General features: G+C 68.4%; 22 protein-coding genes. 9 read left to right on the forward strand and 13 right to left on the reverse strand.

All coding sequences use genetic code 11. From position 1 onward, the window contains the following. The first annotated feature begins 77 nt into the window (after positions 1–77). Together AC069I_RS20845 and AC069I_RS20850 are read left to right on the forward strand one after the other, a co-directional pair. Positions 78–920: a helix-turn-helix transcriptional regulator gene (locus tag AC069I_RS20845; RefSeq protein ID WP_478226248.1), complete on the forward strand. Its 843-nt coding sequence runs from the start codon at positions 78–80 to the stop codon at positions 918–920. A 128-nt stretch (positions 921–1,048) separates the two neighbouring features. Further along, the gene (locus AC069I_RS20850) at positions 1,049–2,560 is read left to right on the forward strand and encodes an ATP-dependent DNA ligase (RefSeq protein ID WP_478226247.1); all 1,512 of its coding nucleotides are present in this window, start codon (positions 1,049–1,051) and stop codon (positions 2,558–2,560) included. A 70-nt stretch (positions 2,561–2,630) separates the two neighbouring features. Here AC069I_RS20850 and AC069I_RS20855 read toward each other — a convergent pair whose 3' ends face one another. The 3 genes from AC069I_RS20855 to AC069I_RS20865 all read right to left on the reverse strand — a co-directional run bounded on the left by AC069I_RS20855 (position 2,631) and on the right by AC069I_RS20865 (position 4,342). Then, positions 2,631–3,008 (reverse strand): hypothetical protein, encoded by a 378-nt coding sequence (locus tag AC069I_RS20855; protein WP_125791894.1) that lies wholly within the window; start codon positions 3,006–3,008, stop codon positions 2,631–2,633. After that, complete coding sequence (locus tag AC069I_RS20860; protein ID WP_478226246.1) at positions 3,005–3,439, reverse strand: hypothetical protein; 435 nt, start codon at positions 3,437–3,439, stop codon at positions 3,005–3,007. Before AC069I_RS20860 ends, AC069I_RS20855 begins: the two co-directional genes overlap by 4 nt. Before the next feature lie 87 nt (positions 3,440–3,526). Beyond that, a complete protein-coding gene (locus AC069I_RS20865; RefSeq protein ID WP_478266209.1) occupies positions 3,527–4,342 on the reverse strand; it encodes an NBR1-Ig-like domain-containing protein in 816 nt (271 codons plus the stop codon). Positions 4,343–4,458: 116 nt separating this feature from the next. Between AC069I_RS20865 and AC069I_RS20870 the strand changes: the two genes are divergently transcribed. Beyond that, on the forward strand, positions 4,459–5,214 hold the full coding sequence (locus tag AC069I_RS20870; RefSeq protein ID WP_478226244.1) for a Pr6Pr family membrane protein: 756 nt from the start codon (positions 4,459–4,461) through the stop codon (positions 5,212–5,214). Here AC069I_RS20870 and AC069I_RS20875 read toward each other — a convergent pair. Together AC069I_RS20875 and AC069I_RS20880 are read right to left on the reverse strand one after the other, a co-directional pair. Next, on the reverse strand, positions 5,158–6,387 hold the full coding sequence (locus tag AC069I_RS20875; protein WP_478266210.1) for an NADH:flavin oxidoreductase/NADH oxidase family protein: 1,230 nt from the start codon (positions 6,385–6,387) through the stop codon (positions 5,158–5,160). The genes AC069I_RS20870 and AC069I_RS20875 overlap by 57 nt on opposite strands. A gap of 74 nt (positions 6,388–6,461) precedes the next feature. Then, entirely contained in the window at positions 6,462–6,758 is a 297-nt protein-coding gene (locus AC069I_RS20880; RefSeq protein ID WP_478266211.1) for a YybH family protein, read from the reverse strand. Between AC069I_RS20880 and AC069I_RS20885 the strand changes: the two genes are divergently transcribed. After that, a complete protein-coding gene (locus AC069I_RS20885; protein ID WP_478266212.1) occupies positions 6,757–7,086 on the forward strand; it encodes a winged helix-turn-helix transcriptional regulator in 330 nt (109 codons plus the stop codon). The genes AC069I_RS20880 and AC069I_RS20885 overlap by 2 nt on opposite strands. On the opposite strand, the gene AC069I_RS20890 is transcribed toward AC069I_RS20885, so the two are convergent. After that, complete coding sequence (locus AC069I_RS20890; RefSeq protein WP_478226240.1) at positions 7,066–7,542, reverse strand: DUF309 domain-containing protein; 477 nt, start codon at positions 7,540–7,542, stop codon at positions 7,066–7,068. The two genes, AC069I_RS20885 and AC069I_RS20890, sit on opposite strands and share 21 nt — an antisense overlap. A gap of 35 nt (positions 7,543–7,577) precedes the next feature. Between AC069I_RS20890 and guaB1 the strand changes: the two genes are divergently transcribed. Next, on the forward strand, positions 7,578–9,017 hold the full coding sequence (gene guaB1, locus AC069I_RS20895) for a GMP reductase (protein WP_478266213.1): 1,440 nt from the start codon (positions 7,578–7,580) through the stop codon (positions 9,015–9,017). 52 nt (positions 9,018–9,069) lie between these two features. Here guaB1 and AC069I_RS20900 read toward each other — a convergent pair whose 3' ends face one another. Continuing rightward, complete coding sequence (locus tag AC069I_RS20900; RefSeq protein ID WP_340688566.1) at positions 9,070–10,356, reverse strand: PhoH family protein; 1,287 nt, start codon at positions 10,354–10,356, stop codon at positions 9,070–9,072. A 726-nt stretch (positions 10,357–11,082) separates the two neighbouring features. Between AC069I_RS20900 and AC069I_RS20905 the strand changes: the two genes are divergently transcribed. Beyond that, on the forward strand, positions 11,083–11,331 hold the full coding sequence (locus AC069I_RS20905) for a hypothetical protein (RefSeq protein ID WP_219148427.1): 249 nt from the start codon (positions 11,083–11,085) through the stop codon (positions 11,329–11,331). Between the two features lie 60 nt (positions 11,332–11,391). Here the strand turns inward: AC069I_RS20905 and AC069I_RS20910 are convergent, their stop codons facing one another. Then, a complete protein-coding gene (locus AC069I_RS20910; protein WP_061986121.1) occupies positions 11,392–12,168 on the reverse strand; it encodes an isoprenyl transferase in 777 nt (258 codons plus the stop codon). Between the two features lie 131 nt (positions 12,169–12,299). Here AC069I_RS20910 and trhA point away from each other — a divergent pair, with 131 nt between their 5' ends. Next, positions 12,300–12,941 carry a PAQR family membrane homeostasis protein TrhA gene (gene trhA / locus AC069I_RS20915; protein ID WP_037342457.1) on the forward strand — a complete coding sequence of 214 codons (642 nt, stop codon included), beginning with the start codon at positions 12,300–12,302 and terminating at the stop codon, positions 12,939–12,941. A gap of 473 nt (positions 12,942–13,414) precedes the next feature. Here the strand turns inward: trhA and AC069I_RS20920 are convergent, their stop codons facing one another. The 3 genes from AC069I_RS20920 to AC069I_RS20930 are packed head-to-tail and all read right to left on the reverse strand — an operon-like array spanning position 13,415 to position 15,214. Next, complete coding sequence (locus tag AC069I_RS20920) at positions 13,415–13,837, reverse strand: hypothetical protein (RefSeq protein ID WP_340687094.1); 423 nt, start codon at positions 13,835–13,837, stop codon at positions 13,415–13,417. Between the two features lie 47 nt (positions 13,838–13,884). After that, on the reverse strand, positions 13,885–14,271 hold the full coding sequence (locus tag AC069I_RS20925; RefSeq protein WP_478226239.1) for a roadblock/LC7 domain-containing protein: 387 nt from the start codon (positions 14,269–14,271) through the stop codon (positions 13,885–13,887). Continuing rightward, positions 14,261–15,214: a hypothetical protein gene (locus AC069I_RS20930; RefSeq protein WP_478226238.1), complete on the reverse strand. Its 954-nt coding sequence runs from the start codon at positions 15,212–15,214 to the stop codon at positions 14,261–14,263. Before AC069I_RS20930 ends, AC069I_RS20925 begins: the two co-directional genes overlap by 11 nt. A gap of 507 nt (positions 15,215–15,721) precedes the next feature. On the opposite strand from AC069I_RS20930, the gene AC069I_RS20935 reads away from it, so the two are divergent. Then, positions 15,722–16,171 carry a pyridoxamine 5'-phosphate oxidase family protein gene (locus tag AC069I_RS20935; protein WP_478266214.1) on the forward strand — a complete coding sequence of 150 codons (450 nt, stop codon included), beginning with the start codon at positions 15,722–15,724 and terminating at the stop codon, positions 16,169–16,171. Positions 16,172–16,209: 38 nt separating this feature from the next. Beyond that, on the forward strand, positions 16,210–16,956 hold the full coding sequence (locus AC069I_RS20940) for a potassium channel family protein (RefSeq protein WP_478266215.1): 747 nt from the start codon (positions 16,210–16,212) through the stop codon (positions 16,954–16,956). Here AC069I_RS20940 and AC069I_RS20945 read toward each other — a convergent pair. Together AC069I_RS20945 and AC069I_RS20950 are read right to left on the reverse strand one after the other, a co-directional pair. Further along, entirely contained in the window at positions 16,913–18,799 is a 1,887-nt protein-coding gene (locus AC069I_RS20945) for an acyl-CoA dehydrogenase family protein (RefSeq protein ID WP_478266216.1), read from the reverse strand. The genes AC069I_RS20940 and AC069I_RS20945 overlap by 44 nt on opposite strands. 65 nt (positions 18,800–18,864) lie before the next feature. Then, positions 18,865–20,220: a glycoside hydrolase family 28 protein gene (locus AC069I_RS20950; RefSeq protein WP_478226235.1), complete on the reverse strand. Its 1,356-nt coding sequence runs from the start codon at positions 20,218–20,220 to the stop codon at positions 18,865–18,867. Between the last annotated feature and the right edge of the window lie 24 nt (positions 20,221–20,244).

Genomic DNA, 20,244 nt, shown 5'->3' on the forward strand with positions numbered 1-20,244 from the left:
AGCCACAGCACGCCCTCACCAGCCTGGGTCTGTCAGGACCAGGCACGCATCCCTCGCGTTCCGGGATACTCGACTCCATGACCGAGACGGCCGAACTGGGCGACTTCCTCAAGGCACGAAGGGCCGCGCTGGACCCGGCGGACCTCGGCCTGCCGACGGGGTTCAACCAGCGGCGAGTCGCCGGGCTGCGGCGCGAAGAGCTTGCGCAGCTGGCCGGGATCAGCGTCGACTACTACACGCGCCTGGAGCAGGGCCGGGCTCGCAACGTGTCCGACTCCGTCCTCGAATCGCTGAGCCGCGCGTTGCGGCTGCATCGTGACGAGGAGGCCTACCTGCGCAATCTGGCCGCCCCGAAACGCGAACGCGCCGCACGGCCGCGGGCGCGGCGGATCCGGCCGGAACTCCAGCCGATGCTGAACGCGATCCAGACCCCGGCGCTCATCTTCGACCGCTACGGAGACGTGCTGGCCTGGAACTCGCTCGGCTCCGCGCTGTCCTTCGACTTCGCCACGCGGCCGGCGGGCGAGCGCAACATCCCGAAGATGTTCTTCCTCGACGAACACGCCCGCGAGCTGCACCCGGAGTGGGAAACCGTGGCGAAAGAGATCGTGGCGAACCTGCGCTCCGAAAGCGGGAAGTATCCGGACGATCCGCGCTTCGCCCAGCTGGTCGGCGAGCTCTCCCTCGGCAGCGAGGCGTTCCGGAAGCTGTGGGCGAAGCACACCGTGCGCGAGAAGGCGCACGCGTGGAAGCTCGTGATCAACCCGATCGTGGGTGAACTCCGGCTGCGCTACGAGACGCTCCGGCTGCCCGACGATCCGGGCCAGGCCCTGGTGATCTACACCGCCGAGCCCGGCTCCGACAGCGAACGCGCGCTCCGCTTGCTCGCCAGCTGGGTCGCCGATCCCGCGCACGCCTGAGCCCACTTGGCGCCAAGGCCGTGAAGGCCTCCTTCCCTACCTTGAAAGTAGGCAAGGAGGCCTTCACTACGTCGCCGCCCGAGCCCGCTCGGCGCGAAACTGTCGGTGCCCGGGTCCATGATGGACCCATGTTGCTCACCGAGGTGGTGACCGCGTCGGCCGAACTGGCCGCCACGAGGTCCAGGAAGGCGAAGATCGCCACCCTGGCCGCGGTCCTGCGCGCCGCGGGCGAGCTGGAACTGCCCGCGGTCATCGCGTTCCTCACCGGCCAGCCGACACAGGGCCGCATCGGCACCGGCTGGCGGACGCTGGCCGAGCTGAAGGCGGCCCCGGCCGCTGAGCCGTCGTTGACCGTCGCCGAGGTGGACACGGCGTTCGGCACGGTGGGGGCGGCGTCGGGTTCGGGGTCGGTGAAGCTGCGCACGGAGACGTTGCGCGCGTTGTTCACCAAGATGACCAAGGAGGAGCAGGAGTTCCTGTTCCGGCTGCTCACCGGCGAGCTCCGGCAGGGCGCGCTCGAAGGGATCATGGTGGACGCCATCGCGGCGGCGGCCGAGATCCCGGCCGAAGACGTACGGCGGGCGTTCATGCTGTCCGGGCAGCTCCCGGTGACGGGCCTGGCGGCCATGACAGGCGGCCAGGAGCGGCTGGCGGAGTTCAAGCTGGCCTTGGGCAGGCCGATCCGGCCGATGCTGGCTTCCCCGGCGGAGTCACTGGACGAGGCGATCACCGAGCACACCGAGGCGCTCGTCGAGTACAAAATGGACGGTGCGCGGATCCAGGTCCACCGCGACGGCGCCGAGGTGCACGTCTACACGCGGACGCTGCGGGAGATCACCGGCAGCGTCGGCGAACTGGTGGATCTGGTGCGCTCCTTGCCCTGCACATCGGTGGTGCTCGACGGCGAGACGCTGGCCCTGACCGACGACGGCAGGCCCAGGCCGTTCCAGGAGACGATGAGCCGGTTCGGCAGCACACGCGAGGAGCAGGTCAAGGCGCTGTTGCTGCGGCCGTACTTCTTCGACTGCCTGCACCTCGACGGCGTCGACCTGCTGGACGCGCCGCTGTCCGAGCGGAACGCCGCCCTGCGTCAGGTCGCGGGCGAGCACGTCATCCCGGGCGAGATCGCGCCCGCCTCGGCCGAGGCGGTGCTGGAAGCGGCGATGGCCGCCGGACACGAAGGCGTGATGGTCAAGGGCCTCGCGTCGCCGTACGCGGCGGGCCGCCGCGGGCGCGCGTGGCTCAAGGTGAAACCGGTGCACACGATCGACCTGGTCGTGCTCGCCGCGGAATGGGGTCACGGCAGGCGCACCGGCACGCTGTCGAACCTGCATCTCGGCGCCCGCGACCCCGACGGCGGGCCGCCGATCATGGTCGGCAAGACGTTCAAGGGCATGACCGACGAGTTGCTGGCCTGGCAGACGAAGACGTTCCAGGAGATCGAGACCCACCGCACGGATTGGGTGGTGCACGTGCGGCCGGAGCTCGTCGTCGAAATCGAACTCGACGGGGCTCAGGTGAGCACGCGATATCCGGGCGGGCTGGCACTGCGCTTCGCGCGCGTAGTGCGGTACCGGCCGGACAAGGAGGCCGCCGACGCCGACACCATCGACACCGTCCGCGGCCTCCTCAAGCCCTGAACTCCCCGCATTTAGTCCTCTGAACGCGGTCCTTGCGCGTGCAACTACCGCGTTCAGAGGACGAAACGCCTCAGTAGCAGCGGTCCGAAGAGATCCGGTAGGTGTAGTTGTTCGACAGGTTGGAGGTCACCTCGAACCGGATCTTGTGATACACCGGCGGCTCCCCGAGCACGCCGTGCTTGACCGTGCGCTCTTTGCCCGGCGCGATCGCCCCGCTCCAGAGGCCCTTGTCGAAGACGTCGTCGATGATCTGGACGAGCATTCCCCGGTAGTCGTGGTTGTGCACGGTGATGTCGATGCTCTGCCCCGCGCTCACCTCGACGACCTTGGTCTTCCCACCCATCAGCGGCCCGCCCTCACAGACCTTCGACGCCGCCGAAGCGGACGGTGCCATCAACAGGGTGCCTGCCAGCGCGACCGGGACGACGGCGAACAGCTTCTTCTTCATCGGTTCCCCACAACGGTCTTGACGACATTGGACTGGACGGCCAGGTCGAGGCCGATCTTCATGTTTCCCCCGCAATAGGCCTTCTCGCCGTTCTTGAAATGCACCGTCAGATCCCCGGCGCATTCGAACACCTTGACGTCCCAGGTGCGCGTGCCCGGCTTGAGGCAGATCGCGTCCTTCCCGGCCCGGCGCATCCAGCCGTGGTAGCCGGATTCGCAGGTAATGATCGGATCACTGCCCGAAGCGGGCGCCGGAGCCGCCTGTGCGGCGGTGACCGGCAGGAGCGCCACGGTGAGCGCGGCCCCGGCCAGTGCGGCGACCTTGACGTACGGACGCATGGATTCCCTTTCCGCAATTAATGTGAGAGTGTTTCGGAAAATCCCCATCCGGAATTCCCGGACGCCGATGACGTTAAAGGCCACCGAAGCCACTCCGGAAGCGATTCACGACCGCGAAATGGCCATGGCCGACAGATCAATGTCCATGCAGGTCAGCGCTTTGACCATCGGCCCGGAGGGTCAAATGACGCGGACCGAGAAGAACACCGCGCGGGTGTTCGGCAGCAGGATGTGCCCTTGTTCGTCGGCCATCTTCCAGTACACCTGGCAATGTCCTGGCCGGTCGGGCGCACGCACCTCGACGGAGACGCGCACGCGCTCGCCGGGCGCGGTCTGCGGGACGGGGACGCGGTCGGGGGTGCGGCACTCGCCGGGGTTCCCGAACGAACCGGCGCGGACCAGATAGCGGCCGACCCATCCGACCGATCCCGCGTTGCGGAACTCCCAGATCTTCACGAAGGTCAACCCGGCCGCGACCTCGCTGCCGTCGGGCACGGTCACGTCGGCGACGAATTCCGACGCGTCGCCGGCCGGGGCGGCGGGCTCGGAACCGAACGGCGCGGCGAAGACGAACACCAGCGCCGCGACGAGGACGGCCGCCACGGCTCCGGCGAGGAGGAACGCCGTCCGGCGCGAACGCTCCGGCGCGGGTTCGGGCGCCGCGCCGGCGGCCAGCGCGTCGCGCGCGCGTTCCCATTCACCGCGCCATTCGTGCCGGACCTCGTCCTCGTCACCGCCGAGCACTCCGGCGGCCAGCACGCGGACGAACTCCCAGGACGTCTCCCAGCTGGGCAGCCGCTCGCCGCGGGCGGCGGCCGAAAGCGCGGACTTCGACGCGAGCGCGCCGTACTCGTCGCGCATGCGGTCGTAGGAAGGGTCACCGGCGGCCCGTTTCAGCTCCCACAGCCGCCGCGCGAACTCGGCGACGGGTCCGCTGTCCTCCGCCGGACCACGCGCGACCCGTCCGCGGCGTCCGGGCCTCCGCTCGACGTCCATCGCTTCCCACGATATGACCCGATGGCCGGGAAGACCCGGCGGCGTCCCGCCCCGATCGAGTGGCGGCGTGCGGTGGTGACGGGACGTCCCCACCCGATCACCCATAAAGTAGGCGAATGCAGGCTTCCAAGATCGCGCGTGCCTGGTTCGGCGCGACGGCGCTGGTGGTGATCGCCGGTCTCGCCGCCCAGATCCCGGTCTCCGCGGGCACCACCGGCGGCACCTTCCACACCCCGGCCGGACGGGTGGCCAACCTGCTGGCCTTCTTCACCATCGATTCGAACATCCTGGTCGGCGCCGGCAGCCTGCTGCTCGCGCTCGGGGTCGCGGGCCGGTCGACCCTGTTCGGCGTGCTGCGGCTCACCGGGCTCGTCGGCATCACCGTGACCGGTGTCGTCTTCCAGGTCGCGCTCGCCGATCTTTACGAACTGCACGGCTGGGCCGTTTTCGCCGACACGATGCTGCACAAGGTGTCGCCGTTGATGTGCGTCGCGGGCTGGCTGCTGTTCGGGCCGCGCGGCCAGTTGTCGTGGCGGATCCTGTGGTGGTCGCTGCTGTACCCGCTGGCCTGGCTCGCGGTCACACTGGTGCGCGGCGCGATCATCGGGTTCTACCCGTACCCGTTCGTCGACCCGGGCATCAACAGCTACGGCGGCGTCGCGTTCAACTGCGTGCTGATCGGGGTGCTGTTCATCGGTCTCGCGGCGGCCGCGGTCGGTTTCGACCGCACGTTCAGCCGACGAGACGAACCCGACGAGAACTGGGACTGGGAGCGCGGCTCCTCCGTTGAGGGTGGCGGCGGGGGCATGGATGGACTAGCCCCGGACCCGCCGGAAAGCGTTGAGCGGATCCGCGACGCCGGCACGTACTAGCGTCCGCACCGCGCCGAGCCGCCGGTCCACCGGTTTCCCGGCGGCCACCCGGTGCATCTGCTGGGTGTGCCACTGGATCTCGAGCAGGCTGTCGGCCAGCCGGATGCCGGTCTTCGGCGCCGTGCGCCGCGCGCGGACGTCCTCGCCGCCCAGCAGGCGCCCGGGCAGCGCCGGGTCGACGATCAGCGGCCTGCCGAGGCCGATGACGTCCAGCGCGCCGGAGCGCAACGCCTCCGCCATGCCTCGCGCGCTGGTGAAGCCACCGGTGACCATCAGCGCGACGTCGGTGACCTGCCGCGCCTTCGCGGCGTAGTCGAGGAAGTAAGCCTCACGGCTGAGAGTGCTCGCCTTGGCGGAACCCATCATGGCGGCCTTCTCGTAGGTGCCGCCGGAGACTTCCAGCAGGTCGATGCCCGCTTCGCCCAGTTCGCGGACGACTTCGAGCGACTCTTCCTCGCTGAAGCCACCGCGCTGGAAGTCCGCGCTGTTGAGCTTGACCGCGATCGGCACCGTGTCGCCGACCTCGGCGCGCACGCGGGCGACCACTTCCAGCAGGAACCGGCGCCGCCGGAGCGCGTCACCGCCCCAGCCGTCGGTGCGCCGGTTGGTCAGCGGCGACAGGAACTGCGAGACGAGATAGCCGTGCGCCCCGTGGATCTGGACGCCGGCGAACCCGGCGTCGACGACGGTCCGCGCGGCCACGCCGAACCGGTCGATGATCGCTTCGATCTCGTCGACGGTCAGCGCTCGCGGCGTCGCGAACACCGAGCGGATGCCGCGGTCGCCGAACGGCACCGCCGACGGCGCGACCGGCTGACGGGACAGGAAGCGCGGGCTTTGACGACCGGGATGGTTGAGCTGAACCCACAGCCGGGACTCGGTCCCGTCGGCCGACCGTGCCCACGGCCTGAACTCGGTCGCGTCCGGCTCCCGAGGGACCGCGACGTTGCGCGGTTCACCCAGCGCGGTCGGATCGACCATGACGTTGCCGGTGATCAGTGTCCCGGCACCGCCTCGCGACCACGTCCGGTACAGCTCGGCCAGTTCGGCGGTCGGCCGGTTGCGGCGATCGCCGAGTTGCTCGCTGAGCGCGGCCTTGGCCAGCCGGTTAGGCAGGATCGCGCCACACCGCAGTTTCAGCGGTTCGGCCAGCAGTTCTTTGGGCTCGCTCATCCGCGCTTCCTCCCGCCGTTACCTACTGAGCAGTATCCCTACTCGAAGTAACATACTCGCGGTATGTCGAGCACTCAAGGTGTGCCGACACCGAAGGGGTTGTCGATCACGTAGCGCCAGAGCCCGTCCAGGCCACGCCTCGCGATGACCCAGTCGACGATCAGCAAGGCCAGGTCACCGGCCACGCGCACCTGACGCGGAGTGACCTTGACGGGCTTCCCGAGCGCGAGGATCCCGCCGTTCGCGGCCCGGCGTTCCGCGCCGCTCACCCACGCGCCGTCCCGGCGGACGAACACGGCGTCCGGCTCGTAGACCGTGTCGAGGATTTCGGCGGGGTCGGCGGTCAAAGGCACAATGAGGGACTGCGTCATGCGGACAGCGAAACCGACCGCGAAGCAGGTCACCGAACGGAAACCTTCGACGGCGAACTCGTCCTGGACGCCCGCGGCCGGACGCGAAGGCCGGAGCCGGACCGTCCGGTCGAGGTCGCGCCCGCCTAGCGACCTGCGCACGGCGTCCGCGAAGGTGCTGACAGAGCGCCTCGGCGACCTGACCGCGCGCCGCCTCGCCGTCCGAGAGGAACTGCCGGGCTTCCCGAGCCGGACCAGCTATCGGCTCACCGAGGCGGGACTCTCGCCGCGGCCGCTGCTGATCGAGCTGTACCGCTCGGGCTCGGCGCTACAGGCCCTCACGCAGTAGGCGCGGCGCGACCGGCTCCACCCGCGCACGCACCTTCACCTCTTCAGCCATGGTCCGCGCCCAAGCCTGCAAACCCGGGATGTCGATCCCGTGCGGCCGGGCCTCGCGGAAGGGCTCGATGTTCTCGGCGCCGCGCTCCAGCAGCGAGGCCGCACCGTTCCCGTTCCCCCTGGCCGCGTGGGTCAGGCCCACGGCGAGCTGCGCGAGACCGCGCCACAGCTCGCGCTCCGGCCCGTCGGTGGACTTCCACGCGTCCTCGAACACCTCGTGCGCGTGAAACGGGCGGCCCGCGTCGAGCAGGCGCTGCGCCTCGGAAACGGTGTCCTCGGGGCTCCGTTCGATGCCCTCGGGCTGGCGTTCGACACCGTCGGCGCCGTACGGAAGCGGCCTGCCGAGACCATCCCGCGGGCGCGCGTTGCGGGCTCGTCCGGCTTCGTCACGGTCCCGGTCGGTCATGCCGACAGTGTCCCACGCGGGTATCCTGGGGCCTCGTGCGCTTTCTCGACGGGCATCGGCCCGCTCACGACCTGACCTACGACGACGTGTTCCTCCTGCCGAACCGGTCGGACGTGGAGTCCCGTTTCGACGTCGACCTGTCCACTGTGGACGGCACCGGCGCGACGATCCCGATCGTGGTGGCCAACATGACCGCCGTCGCGGGCCGCCGGATGGCCGAGACGGTCGCCCGGCGAGGTGGGCTCGTCGTCCTGCCACAGGATGTCGACGTGGCCGCGGTCGCCGACATCGTCGGCTGGGTCAAGAGCCGTCACACGGTGTGGGACACCCCGCTCGTGCTGACCGGCGGAGACGCGGTGGCCGACGCGCTGAACCTGGTCGGCAAACGCGCCCACGGCGCCGTCGTCGTGGTGGACGAGGACGGCAAGCCCGTCGGCGTCGTCGACGAAGCGGCTTGCGCCGGCGTAGACCGCTTCGCGCGTCTCGCCGACGTCGCGGAGCCCGCGGTCGTCACGGTCCCGCTGGACACGCCGCCGCGTGAGGTGTTCGAGCGCCTGCACGACCACGGAGGCCGTCTCGCGCTCGGCATCGACGAAAACGGCAGGCTCGCCGGCGTCCTGACCGAGATCGCGGCGCTGCGCGCGGAGATCTACACCCCGGCCGTCGACGACGGCGGCAACCTGCGCGTCGCCGCCGCGATCGGCGTGAACGGCGACGTCGCGGCGAAGGCCGAGGCCGTCCTCGCGGCGGGCGTCGACGTGCTGGTCGTCGACACCGCGCACGGCCACCAGGAGAAGATGATCTCGGCGCTGAAGGCCGTCCGGTCGGTGAACCCGCGAGTCCCGGTCGTCGCCGGGAACGTGGTCACCGCCGAGGGCACGCGCGACCTGATCCACGCGGGTGCGGACGTCGTCAAGGTCGGCGTCGGCCCCGGCGCCATGTGCACGACCCGGATGATGACCGGCGTCGGGCGCCCGCAGTTCTCCGCCGTCGCCGAATGCGCCGCGGCGGCGCGCGAACTGGGCAAACACGTCTGGGCGGACGGCGGCGTGCGGCACCCGCGCGACGTCGCGCTGGCGCTCGCCGCGGGCGCGTCGGCGGCGATGGTCGGCTCGTGGTTCGCGGGCACCCACGAATCCCCCGGCGACCTGCGCTACGACGAGCAGGGCAAGCCGTACAAGGAGTCGTTCGGCATGGCGTCGAAGCGCGCCGTCGGCGCCCGCACGCGCACGGACAACGTCTTCGAGCGCGCCAAGAAGGGCCTGTTCGAAGAGGGCATCTCGGCGTCGCGGATGGCGCTGGACCCGGCTCGCCCCGGCGTCGAAGACCTGCTCGACTCCATCGGCTCCGGTGTCCGCTCCGCCTGCACGTACGCGGGCGCGCGCACGCTGGAGGAGTTCCACGAACGCGCGCTGCTCGGGATCCAGTCCGCCGCCGGCTTCGCGGAAGGACGCCCCCTGCCCTCGGGCTGGTGAAACTCCGGGGAGTCCACTTGGGACTGTCCTAGGTGGACTCCCCCGGTTCCGGTTACCCGTGGTCCTCCAGCATCTCCGTGACGAGCGCCGCGATCGGCGAGCGCTCGGACCGGGTCAGCGTGATATGCGCGAACAGCGGATGACCCTTGAGTTTCTCGATCACCGCCGAAACGCCGTCGTGCCGCCCGACCCGCAGGTTGTCGCGCTGCGCGACGTCATGCGTGAGCACGACCCGCGAAGCGGTGCCGAGCCGTGAGAGCACGGTCAGGAGCACGTTGCGCTCCAAGGACTGCGCCTCGTCGACGATGACGAACGTGTCGTGCAGCGACCGGCCGCGGATATGGGTCAGCGGGAGCACCTCGAGCATGCCGCGGTCGAAGACCTCGTCGAGGACGTCCTGGCTGACCAGCCCGCCGAGGGTGTCGAACACCGCCTGCGCCCACGGCTGCATCTTCTCGCTCTCGGAACCGGGCAGATAGCCCAGATCCTGGCCGCCGACCGCGTACACCGGCCGGAACACGACCACCTTGCGATGCTGGCGGCGTTCCATCACCGACTCCAGCCCCGCGCAGAGCGCGAGCGCCGACTTGCCCGTGCCCGCTCGTCCGCCCAGCGAGACGATGCCGACGTCGGAGTCCAGCAGGAGATCGAGCGCCACCCGCTGCTCGGCCGACCGGCCGTGCAGCCCGAACGCCTCCTTGTCGCCCCGGACGAGCCGGATCCGCTTGTCCGCGGTGACCCGCCCCAGCGCGCTCGAACTGCCCGCGAGCAGCCTGAGCCCGGTGTGACAGGGCAGTTCACCGACCTCCGGCATCCCGAATTCCGCCGGATCCACGGAAGACCCGCTGAACAGCGCGTCGACCAGGGTCTGCGGGACGTCCACGTCCGCCATCCCCGTCCAGCCCGAGGGCGTCACCTCCTGCGCGCGGTACTCGTCGGCTTCGAGGCCGACGGCGCCCGCTTTGACACGCAAGGGAATGTCCTTCGTCACCAGCGTGACCGACGCGCGTTCCGCCGCCAGGTTGAGCGCACAGGCGAGGATGCGGTGGTCGTTGGAGTCGGTGCGGAAGCCGACCGGGAGCACCGTGGGGTCGGAGTGGTTCAACTCCACCTGCAGGGTGCCGCCGTGCTCACCGATCGGGATCGGCGCGTCGAGCCTGCCGTGCTGACGACGCAGGTCGTCGAGCATGCGAAGCGCTTCGCGCGCGAACCACCCCAGTTCGGGATGGTGACGTTTCGCCTCCAGTTCACTGATGACGACCAGCGGGAGCACGACCGCGTGTTCGGCGAACCGGGTCACCGACCAGGGGTCAGAGAGCAGGACCGACGTGTCGAGCACGTAAGTGGACCGCTGGGATTCGGGCGAGATCGAGGCTTTCTCCGGGCCAGGGGCACCGGTCGAAGAACGGCCAGAGGCCTTGCGGGGTGAACGCTGCGCAGTCACGACGGCATCTCCCTCGTGGGCGTGGCACCACGCCCGCACTCGCTGGGCCGGGCACTTCCCTGGCTAACCGTTCCTTCCGACGTCTTTCACGTCAGTCGGCACGGCCACGAGGGCCGGGTGCCGGCCCCCTCGTGCATCCACTGGGCGGCTGTGCCGCCCTGTCGACAACCGCCACGACCAGGGCCTCCCGTGAGAGTCCGCATGGGACGCGAACCCTCACTTCCGGAAGGTACCTGCGTCCGGCCGATCGCGCAGGCAGCCACCACGGTGATTCGCCAAACCGTCATCTCACTGTCGGTCGCATGACATCAACGCCTGGTCACCGTCACGGTGTGTAGTGATGATCTCCATTCAGGGACGCTCGTCGACGCGACCCGGAAGGATTAACGCGACACAGGGCGTTCACCTGATGAGACGGAGGGTTCTACCACGCATCGTGGCGGGACGCATTTTGTGCCCGAGACAGAGAACCGGACCGAGTGAAACGGGCCTTTCATGCCTCACACAATGGGCTTACGAGACGGTCACAAATCCTGAATAGCGAGTAATTTTCTCACTGCGGGACACCCCCACCGGATTCGGTGCCCCCGATCCCTGAACATCTCTACCAAGGAGTGCGAAGTGCTGAAGAAGGCTGGTTTCGTTTCCGCCGTCGCCGCGGGCATCATGATGGTCGGCGGGACCGCGTTCGCCGCCACCGGTGACACCTCGGGCACCCCGGACCCCACGTTCGGCGACGCCTACAACACCTTCATCGAGGGCGGCGGCGCGCTGGGCTACGGCGCCGCTTCCCTGGTCGCCGGCGCCTACACCGGTGTCGCCACCACCCCGGCTCTGATCCTCCACTCGCTGGAGCACCACCACCACTGATCTTCAGTGTCGACGTCGAAGGCCCCGGAGTGCACGCCGGGGCCTTCGTCATGTCTCCGGTCAGGAACCGAAGCGCCGGTGCCGCCACGCGTAATCGCGCATGGCGCGCAGGAAATCGACCCGGCGGAACGCGGGCCAATACGCTTCGGTGAACCAGAATTCCGAATGCGCCGATTGCCAGAGCAGAAATCCGGAAAGCCGCTGCTCACCCGAGGTGCGGATAATCAGATCCGGATCCGGCTGGCCCGAGGTGTACATGTGTTCGGATATGTGGTCGACGTCCAATATCTTCGCGAGTTCGCGGATCGAGGTGCCCTCGTCTGCGTGCTGGAGCAGGAGTTTGCGGACCGCGTCGGCGATCTCCTGACGCCCTCCGTAACCGACCGCGACGTTGACCTCCATCCCGGTGCGCCCCTCGGTGCGCTCCGCGGCCGCGCTGAGGGCCTTCGCGACCTCCGGGGGCAGCAGGTCGAGTGCCCCCACGATGCGAAGCCGCCAAGGCGTGTGCGGCGCGGCGAGTTCGTCGGTGACGTCGGTGATGATCTTCAGCAAGGGGCTCAGTTCCTCGGCCGCACGGCCGAGGTTGTCCGTCGAGAGCAGCCACATGGTGACGACCTCGACGTCGGCCTCGTTGCACCAGCTCAGGAAGTCGGCGATCTTCTTGGCGCCCGCCCGGTGCCCGTCGGCGACGTCGGTGAAGCCCGCTTCGCGCGCCCAGCGGCGGTTCCCGTCCAGCATGATGGCGATGTGGCGTGGATGGCGCCCCTTGGCCTGCTGGATCAGGCGCCTGCCGTAGGCGCTGTACACGACGTCTGACAAGAAGGACCGAAGACTCACGCCAGTGGAGAGTAGTCACCTCGCGGGCCTCAGTGGGACGCGCCACGGACACTGGCGAAAAACCTACGGTGCCGTAACCTGGGTGAGTGAGCGTAGTGACCGAACCCCGGCCGTCCGGCCCCGCGCCCGTAGTGGACACGCGTCCTCGGTTGCGTGGGCACATCCACTTCTGGTCCTTCTTCGGCGCTGTCGCCGGAGCCGCGACCCTCATCAGCCTCGCGGCGTCCACAGTGTCGGGTATCGCCGCTTTGTCCACTTCGGTCTACGGCCTGACCGTCCTCGGCGTCTTCGGCGTCAGCGCGCTGTACCACCGTCGCTTGTGGAGCCCACGAGCATACGAATGGATGAAGCGCGCCGACCATTCGATGATCTTCCTGTTCATCGCCGGCACCTACACGCCGTTCACCCTTCTGGCGATGTCCCAGCCGACCGGGTACATCGTGCTCGCGATCGTGTGGGGCGGCGCGATCGGCGGCGTCACACTGAAGATGCTGTGGCCGAACGCGCCACGCTGGCTCGGCGTGCCGATCTACATCGCGCTGGGCTGGGTCGCCGTCTTCGTCCTGCCGGAACTGGCCACGCACGCCGGTGTCGCGGCGCTCGTCCTGCTCTGCGTGGGCGGGCTGTTCTACACGCTGGGCGCGGTGTTCTACGCGGTGAAGTGGCCGAACCACTTCCCGGACACCTTCGGGTACCACGAGTACTTCCACGCCTGCACGGTTCTCGCCGCGGTGTCCCACTACATCGCGATCTGGCTGGCCATGTACGCCTAGCCAGGTCGTGAGTGATGTGGGTCGTCGGCACCGAAGATGCCTTACCACCTACCGGAGCTGACTGACGGCCGGTCGCGGGTCCGCGAAGGCGCCTTGCCCATCCTCAAGGTCATGCCAGGAGCTCAAGAGTGGCATGGTCCTGTTTCTGGCGTCTTTTCCCTGGTCGGATTGACTTTTGGTGGAGCGATACCGAATCTTGGTGGACCATCGGCGGGGAGCCGTCATGATCCCGTGGCGCTCGGTCGGTCAGAGTACGTGAAGGCCCCCTTCCTTGCGGCTAGCCGCAAGGAAGGGGGCCTTCACGTACCGGACAACTCGGCCAAGCGAGCATTAATCGGATAATTCGACTTTCCAGGTATCCTTTATGGACGGCTGGGAAACCTCGTTGCGGCGCTCAAGTTCCTGGCATGGACCCTCACGGGCGAGGGAAGGCATCCTTGCCGACACCAGCGCGGGCCCCGGCAGGCGGCCGGTCACAACGCCTGGTTTTTGATCACCCGCCGGGTACCCGCGAAGAGCATCCCGATGTTCACCGACTTCGGGCAGACCACGACGGCCACGACGTCGGCGTTGTGGTTGTTCCTGATGAACAGGTGCGTCAGGTTGGCGCTGTTGACGAGGATCTCCTGGAAGTAGTGCTCGGCGCTGCTGACGCCTCGGCGCTCCTTGAAGATGTTCTCGATCATCACGACCGTGCGGCCTTGGAACAGATCCAAGGTCGCGCCGGCGAGGAGGTCGAGGACCTCCGACGGATGGCTGTCGGTGGTTTCGACGGCCAACAACATGCCGGTCGCCAGATCCACCACTCCGGAGGCGAGGCAGTCGGGCACCTCCTGGCGCAACTGCTTGACCATCAAGGTCATCTGGTCCGACATATTCTGGCCGTTACCCAGCATGTCCGTTCTCCTTTTCGGTGTTCGTCCGTGACTTCGGGTGGAGGAGCTCAGCAGGCGTTCGCGATGACGGCCGCGAGAATCGAGCGGACGCGCTCGATCGTGAGCAGGGAAGCCCGGTGCAACCGGGTGATGTCGAGGCCCTCGTCGCCGAGGACGACCATCAACGACGTGCTGTCGATGGAGTAGACGGCCAGGTAACCGCCGCTGCTACGGACCACCGCGTGCCGGAACGCGCCTTGGGCGACCGCGGAGGTGATGGTCAGCGAGAGGCCCAGCTGAGCGGCGCCGAGTGCGGACACCGCGCCGGGATCGATCCGGTCCTCGGCGTCGGCCGCGATGGGCAGGCCGTCCACACCGGCGATCAGGGCTCCGGTCACCCCGCTCACTTGCCTTCTCAAGTCGTTCAGCTCGTCGACCAGCGTTTCACGATCCACCTGGTGTTCCCTTCTGCTGCGAGGTCTCGTCCGAGTTCGTGCGGTTCGTGGAAGGCCCGGCCCGGACGCGGTTGAGCAGCCTGGGCAGTACCTGCCAGCCGGCCGCCCGTGACGGCTTGAGCAGTTCCGACACACCGCTCGCCCCCGGGCTGCGCAGGGGAAGGCCTTTCATGTCACCGCCGGGAACCGACTGGGCTCCGGCTGCGGGCATCCGGGGACGCAGCGGCTTCCGCGAGCCCCCGCCGGGATCCTCGGGAGACTCGACGGCGATCTCGACCAGACCGTCGCCGATCATCCGGGAGATCTCGATCGTCACGGGAAAGACGTTGCGCCCCAACACGAACGCGATGTCGCGGGCGGAGCGGCGGCCGTTGGCGCCGGCGAGGATGTCGCGCCGGGCCGCGGTCGACGCGACTCCCGACGAGGCCACCCCGGCCACTGGCACGATCCGGTCGCGATGCGGCGAGACCGCCACCGGCAATGACGCGAGAGCGTCAAGGCGACGCCTGGTCTCGTCGAGCAGCCAGTCGAGCTCGATCGCCGGAGTGACCGGCAACAGCACGTCGAACCGGTTGTAGTCGATGACGTATTCCTCGATGTCACCCGTCACGATGACGAAAGCGCCGTCCTGCGCGGCCATGGTGGCGACCAGCTGCAGTTCCGTGTTCCCGATCCCGGCGCGAGCGAGAAGCTCGTCCCGCGGCGTCGGACCGCCTGGCCCCGCCCGCAACGCGGCGGACCAGTCCTCCTCGCTGATCCGCCCGGACCGCAGCAGCACGGAGTCCACCCCTGGAGCACCAGGGGTGTCGACGGCGATCACCGCGCCCTCGCGCAGGTGGATCACCCCGCCGGGCCTGCCGGACAGAGACAACGCGCCGGACACCCCGTCGTCGCAACATACGGTCAGCGCCCGCGCGAGCAGTTCGAAGGAAGACCGGGGCATAAGCGCCACTCACTACTTTCTCTTCAGGCGTGCGGAATGGAAACGCGATACGACAGGTGATCGTCGCGCCGCCCTCGCGGAAGTGGCCGACTCTATGACATCGGAACAAGGATTCCCAGGACGTTCCCCCATTTCTCGCAACGTTCGAAAATTCTCGACACCCCTTGGGGCGCAATCGAAATCGGAGGGATTATCACAGACAACGGTGAGTTGGGGACAAAATCACCGGCATGCTGTTCACGCGCAGGTCGCGAAGGGTAAGGGCGATTGGAAATGTCCATACCACCGGAGGCTTTTATATCTTTCGCACGGCACGCGCATCCGCTGTGGAATATCCGTGGCGGATTCTGGCCAAATTCATTTCTCGCCAGATCACGCCCGGCGCGGGCCGCGGGCCGCTTCTCGACCCACGCCGACGGTCTGACCAGGACGGACACACGCGTGTTCCCTCTGGCACAAGAAAGTGCCTTCTTCCGCGCCCCCGCCGCGTAAGCCATGATCACCACCATGGCCAAGAACGCACCGCCCCGCCGCCTCGATGACGCGGCCCTCAGCGACTTCCTCGCCGAACACACCTTCGGCGCCCTCGCGACCGTCAAACGTGACGGCCGCCCGCATCTCTCCACCGTCGTCTACACGTGGGACCCCGAGACGCGCGAGATCCGGATCAGCACGACCGAGGACCGCCTCAAGGTCAAGCAGCTCCGCGACAACCCCACCGCCTCCCTCTACGTCTCCAGCGCCGACCACTGGAAATTCGCTGTCGTGGAAGGAAAAGCGGAACTCTCCGAAGTCACCCGGACACCCGGCGACACCGCCGGTCTCGAATACCTGGCGGCGCAACGGCAAAAGCCCGACGACGAGGCTGAGTTCCTCGAGACCATCGCGGCCGAACGAAGGCTCTACATCACCCTCAAAACCGACAAACTCTATGGAACGGCCCTCGACATCGCTTAACGTACGCACCTGGGAAAGGCCAGGTGAGGAGACGTTCGATGTGGGAAAAACGGATGGAGTGGCCGCTCAACGCCGCCGCCGTACTGTTCCTGGCCGCGTACGCCTGGCCGATCCTCCAGCCCTCGCTCGGGCACACCGGGCGGGTCTGGTGCGAGCTCGTCACCTGGCTCGCGTGGGCGGTCTTCGCCCTGGACTACGGCGTCCGCCTCAAGCACGCCGAGGACAAGCGCGCCTTCCTGAAGCACAACCTCTTCGACCTGCTGATCATCGTGCTCCCGCTGATCCGGCAGCTGCGTCTGCTCCGGCTGGTCACGGTGCTCAACGTCCTCAACCGCAACGCCGGCCTGTCGTTGCGCGGCCGCGTCGTGGTCTACACGGTGGGCGCGACGGCGCTCATCGTGTTCTGTTCGGCGGTCGCCGTGCTCGACGCCGAACGTGCCGCGCCGGACGCGCCGATCACCGATTTCCCGGACGCGGTGTGGTGGTCGATCACGACGATCACCACGGTCGGCTACGGCGACCGCTATCCCGTCAGCGGCACCGGCCGGCTCGTCGCGGTCGGGCTGATGGTGGCCGGGATCGCCCTGCTCGGTGTGGTCACCGCGACGCTCGCGTCGTGGCTGATCCGCCGGGTGACCGAGGCCGACGAGAACGCGCAGGCCGTGACCCGCGAGCATCTCGACGAGCTGACCCGTGAGGTCAAGGCGTTGCGGGCCGAGCTCGCCGAACAGCGTGCGGTGGTCAGTCCCGCAGCATCGGAGCCGCTAGGTACTGCTCGGGGATAGCGAAGGCGTCCACGAGGGTCCGCGCGTGCGGGCGCAGGTCGGCGCACAGCGCGTTCACCGCGGCGGTGACGGCCTTCGAACGCCCGGAGGTCAGGCGCCCGTGTTCGAGGAACCAGCCACGGTCCGCCTCGATGTTCGCGAGCGCGTAGAGATCGCAGACCCGCTCCAGCAGCTCACGGGCTTCCGCGTCGGCGCAGCGCTCGATGGCGCCGACGAACGCTTCCAGCACCACCCGGTCGACGTGCGCGCGCCCGGCGCGCAGCACGTGATCCTGCGCGTCATTGAAGACACCGAAGGGGTCCGAACCCGCCTTACGCAGGCGCTGCGCGACGCCGCCGAGTACGTGCTCTTCGCGGTCTTCGAACAGCTTCAGGTGCCATTCGCGCGAGTAGAGGACGTCGCCGTCATCCGCTTCGGTGAGCCGCTCGACCACCTTGCGCGCGGACGTCCGTTCGATCACGGCCTCGACGAGCTGCTCCGCCACGAACCGCGCGGTCGCGAGCGGGCTGAGGTCCTCGAAATGATCCTTGTAGCTGGTCAACAACCCTTTCGCGACCAGTTGCAGCAGCACGGTGTTGTCACCTTCGAAGGTGGTGAAGACGTCCGTGTCCGCTTTCAGCCCGGCGAGCAGGTTCTCCGAGAGATAGCCGGAGCCACCGCATGCCTCACGGGCGGCCTGGATGGTCGCGGTCGCGTGCCAGGTCGAGACGGCCTTGATGCCGGCGGCGCGTGATTCCAGCTCTCGCTGCTCTTCCTCCGGCGCGTCCTCGGCGAGGTCGTTCAGCTTCGAGACGAGTGCTTCCTGCGCGAAGTGCAGTGCGTACGACGTCGCCAGCGCGGGCAGCAGTTTCCGCTGGTGGGCGCGGTAGTCGAGGATGACGACCTCCTCGCCGCCTGGCCGCGCGAACTGCCGCCGCTGCTCGCCGTACCGGATGGCCAGTGCGAGCGCGCGCTTCGTCGCGCTGCCGGCGCTGCCCGCGACACTGACCCGGCCGCGGATGAGGGTTCCGAGCATCGTGAAGAACCGGCGGCCGTCGCTTTCGATCGGACTGCTGTACGTGCCGTCTTCGGCGACGTCACCGAACCGGTTGAGCAACGCCTCGCGGGGAACCCTCACCTGGGTGAAGGTGAGCCGCCCGTTGTCGACGCCGTTGAGGCCCGCCTTGCGGCCGCAGTCCTCGATCTCGACACCGCTCACGTTCTCGCCCCGGATCGGCACCACGAACGCGTGCACGCCGCGTGACTCGCCACCGGTGATCAGCTGCGCGAACACCACCGCGAGTTCGCCGTCGCGGGCGGCGTTGCCGATGTACTCCTTCATCGCGCCCCGGTCCGGCGTGTGCACGACGAACTCGCGCGTCGCCGGATCGTAGGTCGCGGTGGTGCGCAGGTGCTGGACGTCCGAGCCATGACCGTGCTCGGTCATCGCGAAACAGCCCAGCAGCTCCAGATCCTTGATCTTCCGCAGGTAGCGCTCGTGGTGGCGTTCGGTGCCGAGCAGCTGCACCGCGCCACCGAACAGGCCCCATTGCACACCGGCCTTCACCATCAGTGAGAGGTCGCCGAAGCCCAGCATCTCGAACGACGTCAACGCGCCGCCGACGTCGCCGCCACCGCCGTACGCCGGGTCGAAACCGAGCCCCGGGCGGTCGGTTTCGGCGAGCTTGCGCAGCCATTCGAGCACCTGGGCGCGATGGGCTTCGGTGTCGATGTCGACCGGGTCTTTGAAGTCCTCCGCCGCCATCTGCGCGCGCACCGCGCGGCGGAGCCCGGCCCACCGTCCATCGAGGACGGTGGTCAGCGCGTCCGAGTCGATCTTCGCGGGAAGTCCTGGTGTGTCCACGGTTCCTCCGATGCGGTGCGGTCTTCACCAAGCCTGCCGCACCGCATCGGGAAGCGCAGCACGAATCAGACCGGTTTCCCGTTGATCGTCGTGTTCTCGAACCGCAGGTCATCGACGTGTTTCAGGACGTTTTCCGTGTTCGCGACACCGTCGAAGCGGCACTCGCTCACCCGCAATCCCCGAACGTGTGAGTTGGGCAACCCCCGGACGTTGAACGCCGCTTGCCCGCATCTCGTGCTCGCGGAGTGGCTGATGGTGAACGGCCCGAACCGAGGGACGTACGCGCCGGTCTGTCCGTTGTAGTCCGGCAGGACGTACACGACCGAGCGGACGAACGTGCCGGAGACGCTGTCGAGGTTGACGTTCTCGGTGAACCCGCCGCGCAAGGTGTTCGACTTGACGTACAGCCCGTATTTCGTCTCGCCGGTGACGGAAAGCTTGTACGCGTAGACGTTCCGGATGCCGCCGGTCTGTTCGCTGCCGCAGGTGATCGCGCCCCAGTTGCCGTCCATCACGCAGTTCGCGACGACGATGTTCTGGCACGGCACGCCGATCCTGCGGCCGTCGGCGTCCCGACCCGACTTCAGCGCGACGTTGTCGTCGTGCGCGCCGAGGTGGGAGTTCACGATCACGACGTGGTCGCAGGACTCCGGATCGCAGGCGTCGGTGTTGGAATGCGCGGTGCTCGCGTCCGTGCGGACACCGTCGATCGTGACGTTCCGGCAGAGCGTGGGGTGCAGCTGCCAGAACATCGGGTTCTTCAGCGTGACCCCTTCGATGAGCACGGTGTCGCACGAGTACGGCTCGACGAACGTGGAGCGCATCGCGTGCCCGGAACCGGGAACGATCCGCCGCTCCGGCGGGATTCCCTTGGCCACCAGCGATTCCAGGTATTCGCGGTCCTTGCCCTTGTTCCAGGACGCCGTGCCCGCCGCGTCGAGGGTGCCCTTCCCGGTCACCGCGATGTTGGCTTCCTTGTACGCGTAGATCATCGGCGACCGGTTCACGCACTCGATGCCCTCGTAGCGGGTGAGCACGTTCGGGAACTTCGAGGCGTCGGAACCGAAAGCGAGCACCGCGCCCGCCGCGAGATGCAGGTCCACGTTGCTCTTGAGATACACCGCACCGGTGACGAAGGTGCCCTTCGGCACGACGACGTGTCCGCCACCGCGCGCGTTGGCCGTCTCGATCGCCTTCCTGATCGCGGCGGTGTTGTCGGTCTTCCCGTCGCCCTTGGCGCCGAAATCGAGCACCGAGAACGTCCGGTCCGGGAAGACCGGCCGTTTCGTCCGCGCGACGATGTCGTCGGCCGCGGGCCAGGGAAGGGCCGGGGCCGCCGAGGCGGTGGGCGCGAGCAGTGGGCTCGCGGCCACCACGAGACCGCCCTTGATCAGCCAACGCCGGGAGAATCTGCCGTCTATGACGCCTTCTTTCACAAGAGGACT

The organism is Amycolatopsis sp. NPDC043885 (genome assembly GCF_056435685.1).

Excerpts from the sequence above, each read along its gene's own strand:
- AC069I_RS20890 (WP_478226240.1), bottom strand. The coding sequence starts at position 7,542 with ATGACCGACCGGGACCGTGACGAAGCCGGACGAGCCCGCAACGCGCGC.
- AC069I_RS20845 (WP_478226248.1), top strand. The coding sequence starts at position 78 with ATGACCGAGACGGCCGAACTGGGCGACTTCCTCAAGGCACGAAGGGCC.
- AC069I_RS20920 (WP_340687094.1), bottom strand. The coding sequence starts at position 13,837 with ATGCTGGGTAACGGCCAGAATATGTCGGACCAGATGACCTTGATGGTC.
- AC069I_RS20850 (WP_478226247.1), top strand. The coding sequence starts at position 1,049 with ATGTTGCTCACCGAGGTGGTGACCGCGTCGGCCGAACTGGCCGCCACG.
- AC069I_RS20940 (WP_478266215.1), top strand. The coding sequence starts at position 16,210 with ATGTGGGAAAAACGGATGGAGTGGCCGCTCAACGCCGCCGCCGTACTG.
- AC069I_RS20930 (WP_478226238.1), bottom strand. The coding sequence starts at position 15,214 with ATGCCCCGGTCTTCCTTCGAACTGCTCGCGCGGGCGCTGACCGTATGT.
- AC069I_RS20935 (WP_478266214.1), top strand. The coding sequence starts at position 15,722 with ATGGCCAAGAACGCACCGCCCCGCCGCCTCGATGACGCGGCCCTCAGC.
- AC069I_RS20875 (WP_478266210.1), bottom strand. The coding sequence starts at position 6,387 with ATGAGCGAGCCCAAAGAACTGCTGGCCGAACCGCTGAAACTGCGGTGT.
- AC069I_RS20885 (WP_478266212.1), top strand. The coding sequence starts at position 6,757 with ATGCGGACAGCGAAACCGACCGCGAAGCAGGTCACCGAACGGAAACCT.
- AC069I_RS20870 (WP_478226244.1), top strand. The coding sequence starts at position 4,459 with ATGCAGGCTTCCAAGATCGCGCGTGCCTGGTTCGGCGCGACGGCGCTG.
- AC069I_RS20865 (WP_478266209.1), bottom strand. The coding sequence starts at position 4,342 with ATGGACGTCGAGCGGAGGCCCGGACGCCGCGGACGGGTCGCGCGTGGT.
- AC069I_RS20855 (WP_125791894.1), bottom strand. The coding sequence starts at position 3,008 with ATGAAGAAGAAGCTGTTCGCCGTCGTCCCGGTCGCGCTGGCAGGCACC.
- AC069I_RS20880 (WP_478266211.1), bottom strand. The coding sequence starts at position 6,758 with ATGACGCAGTCCCTCATTGTGCCTTTGACCGCCGACCCCGCCGAAATC.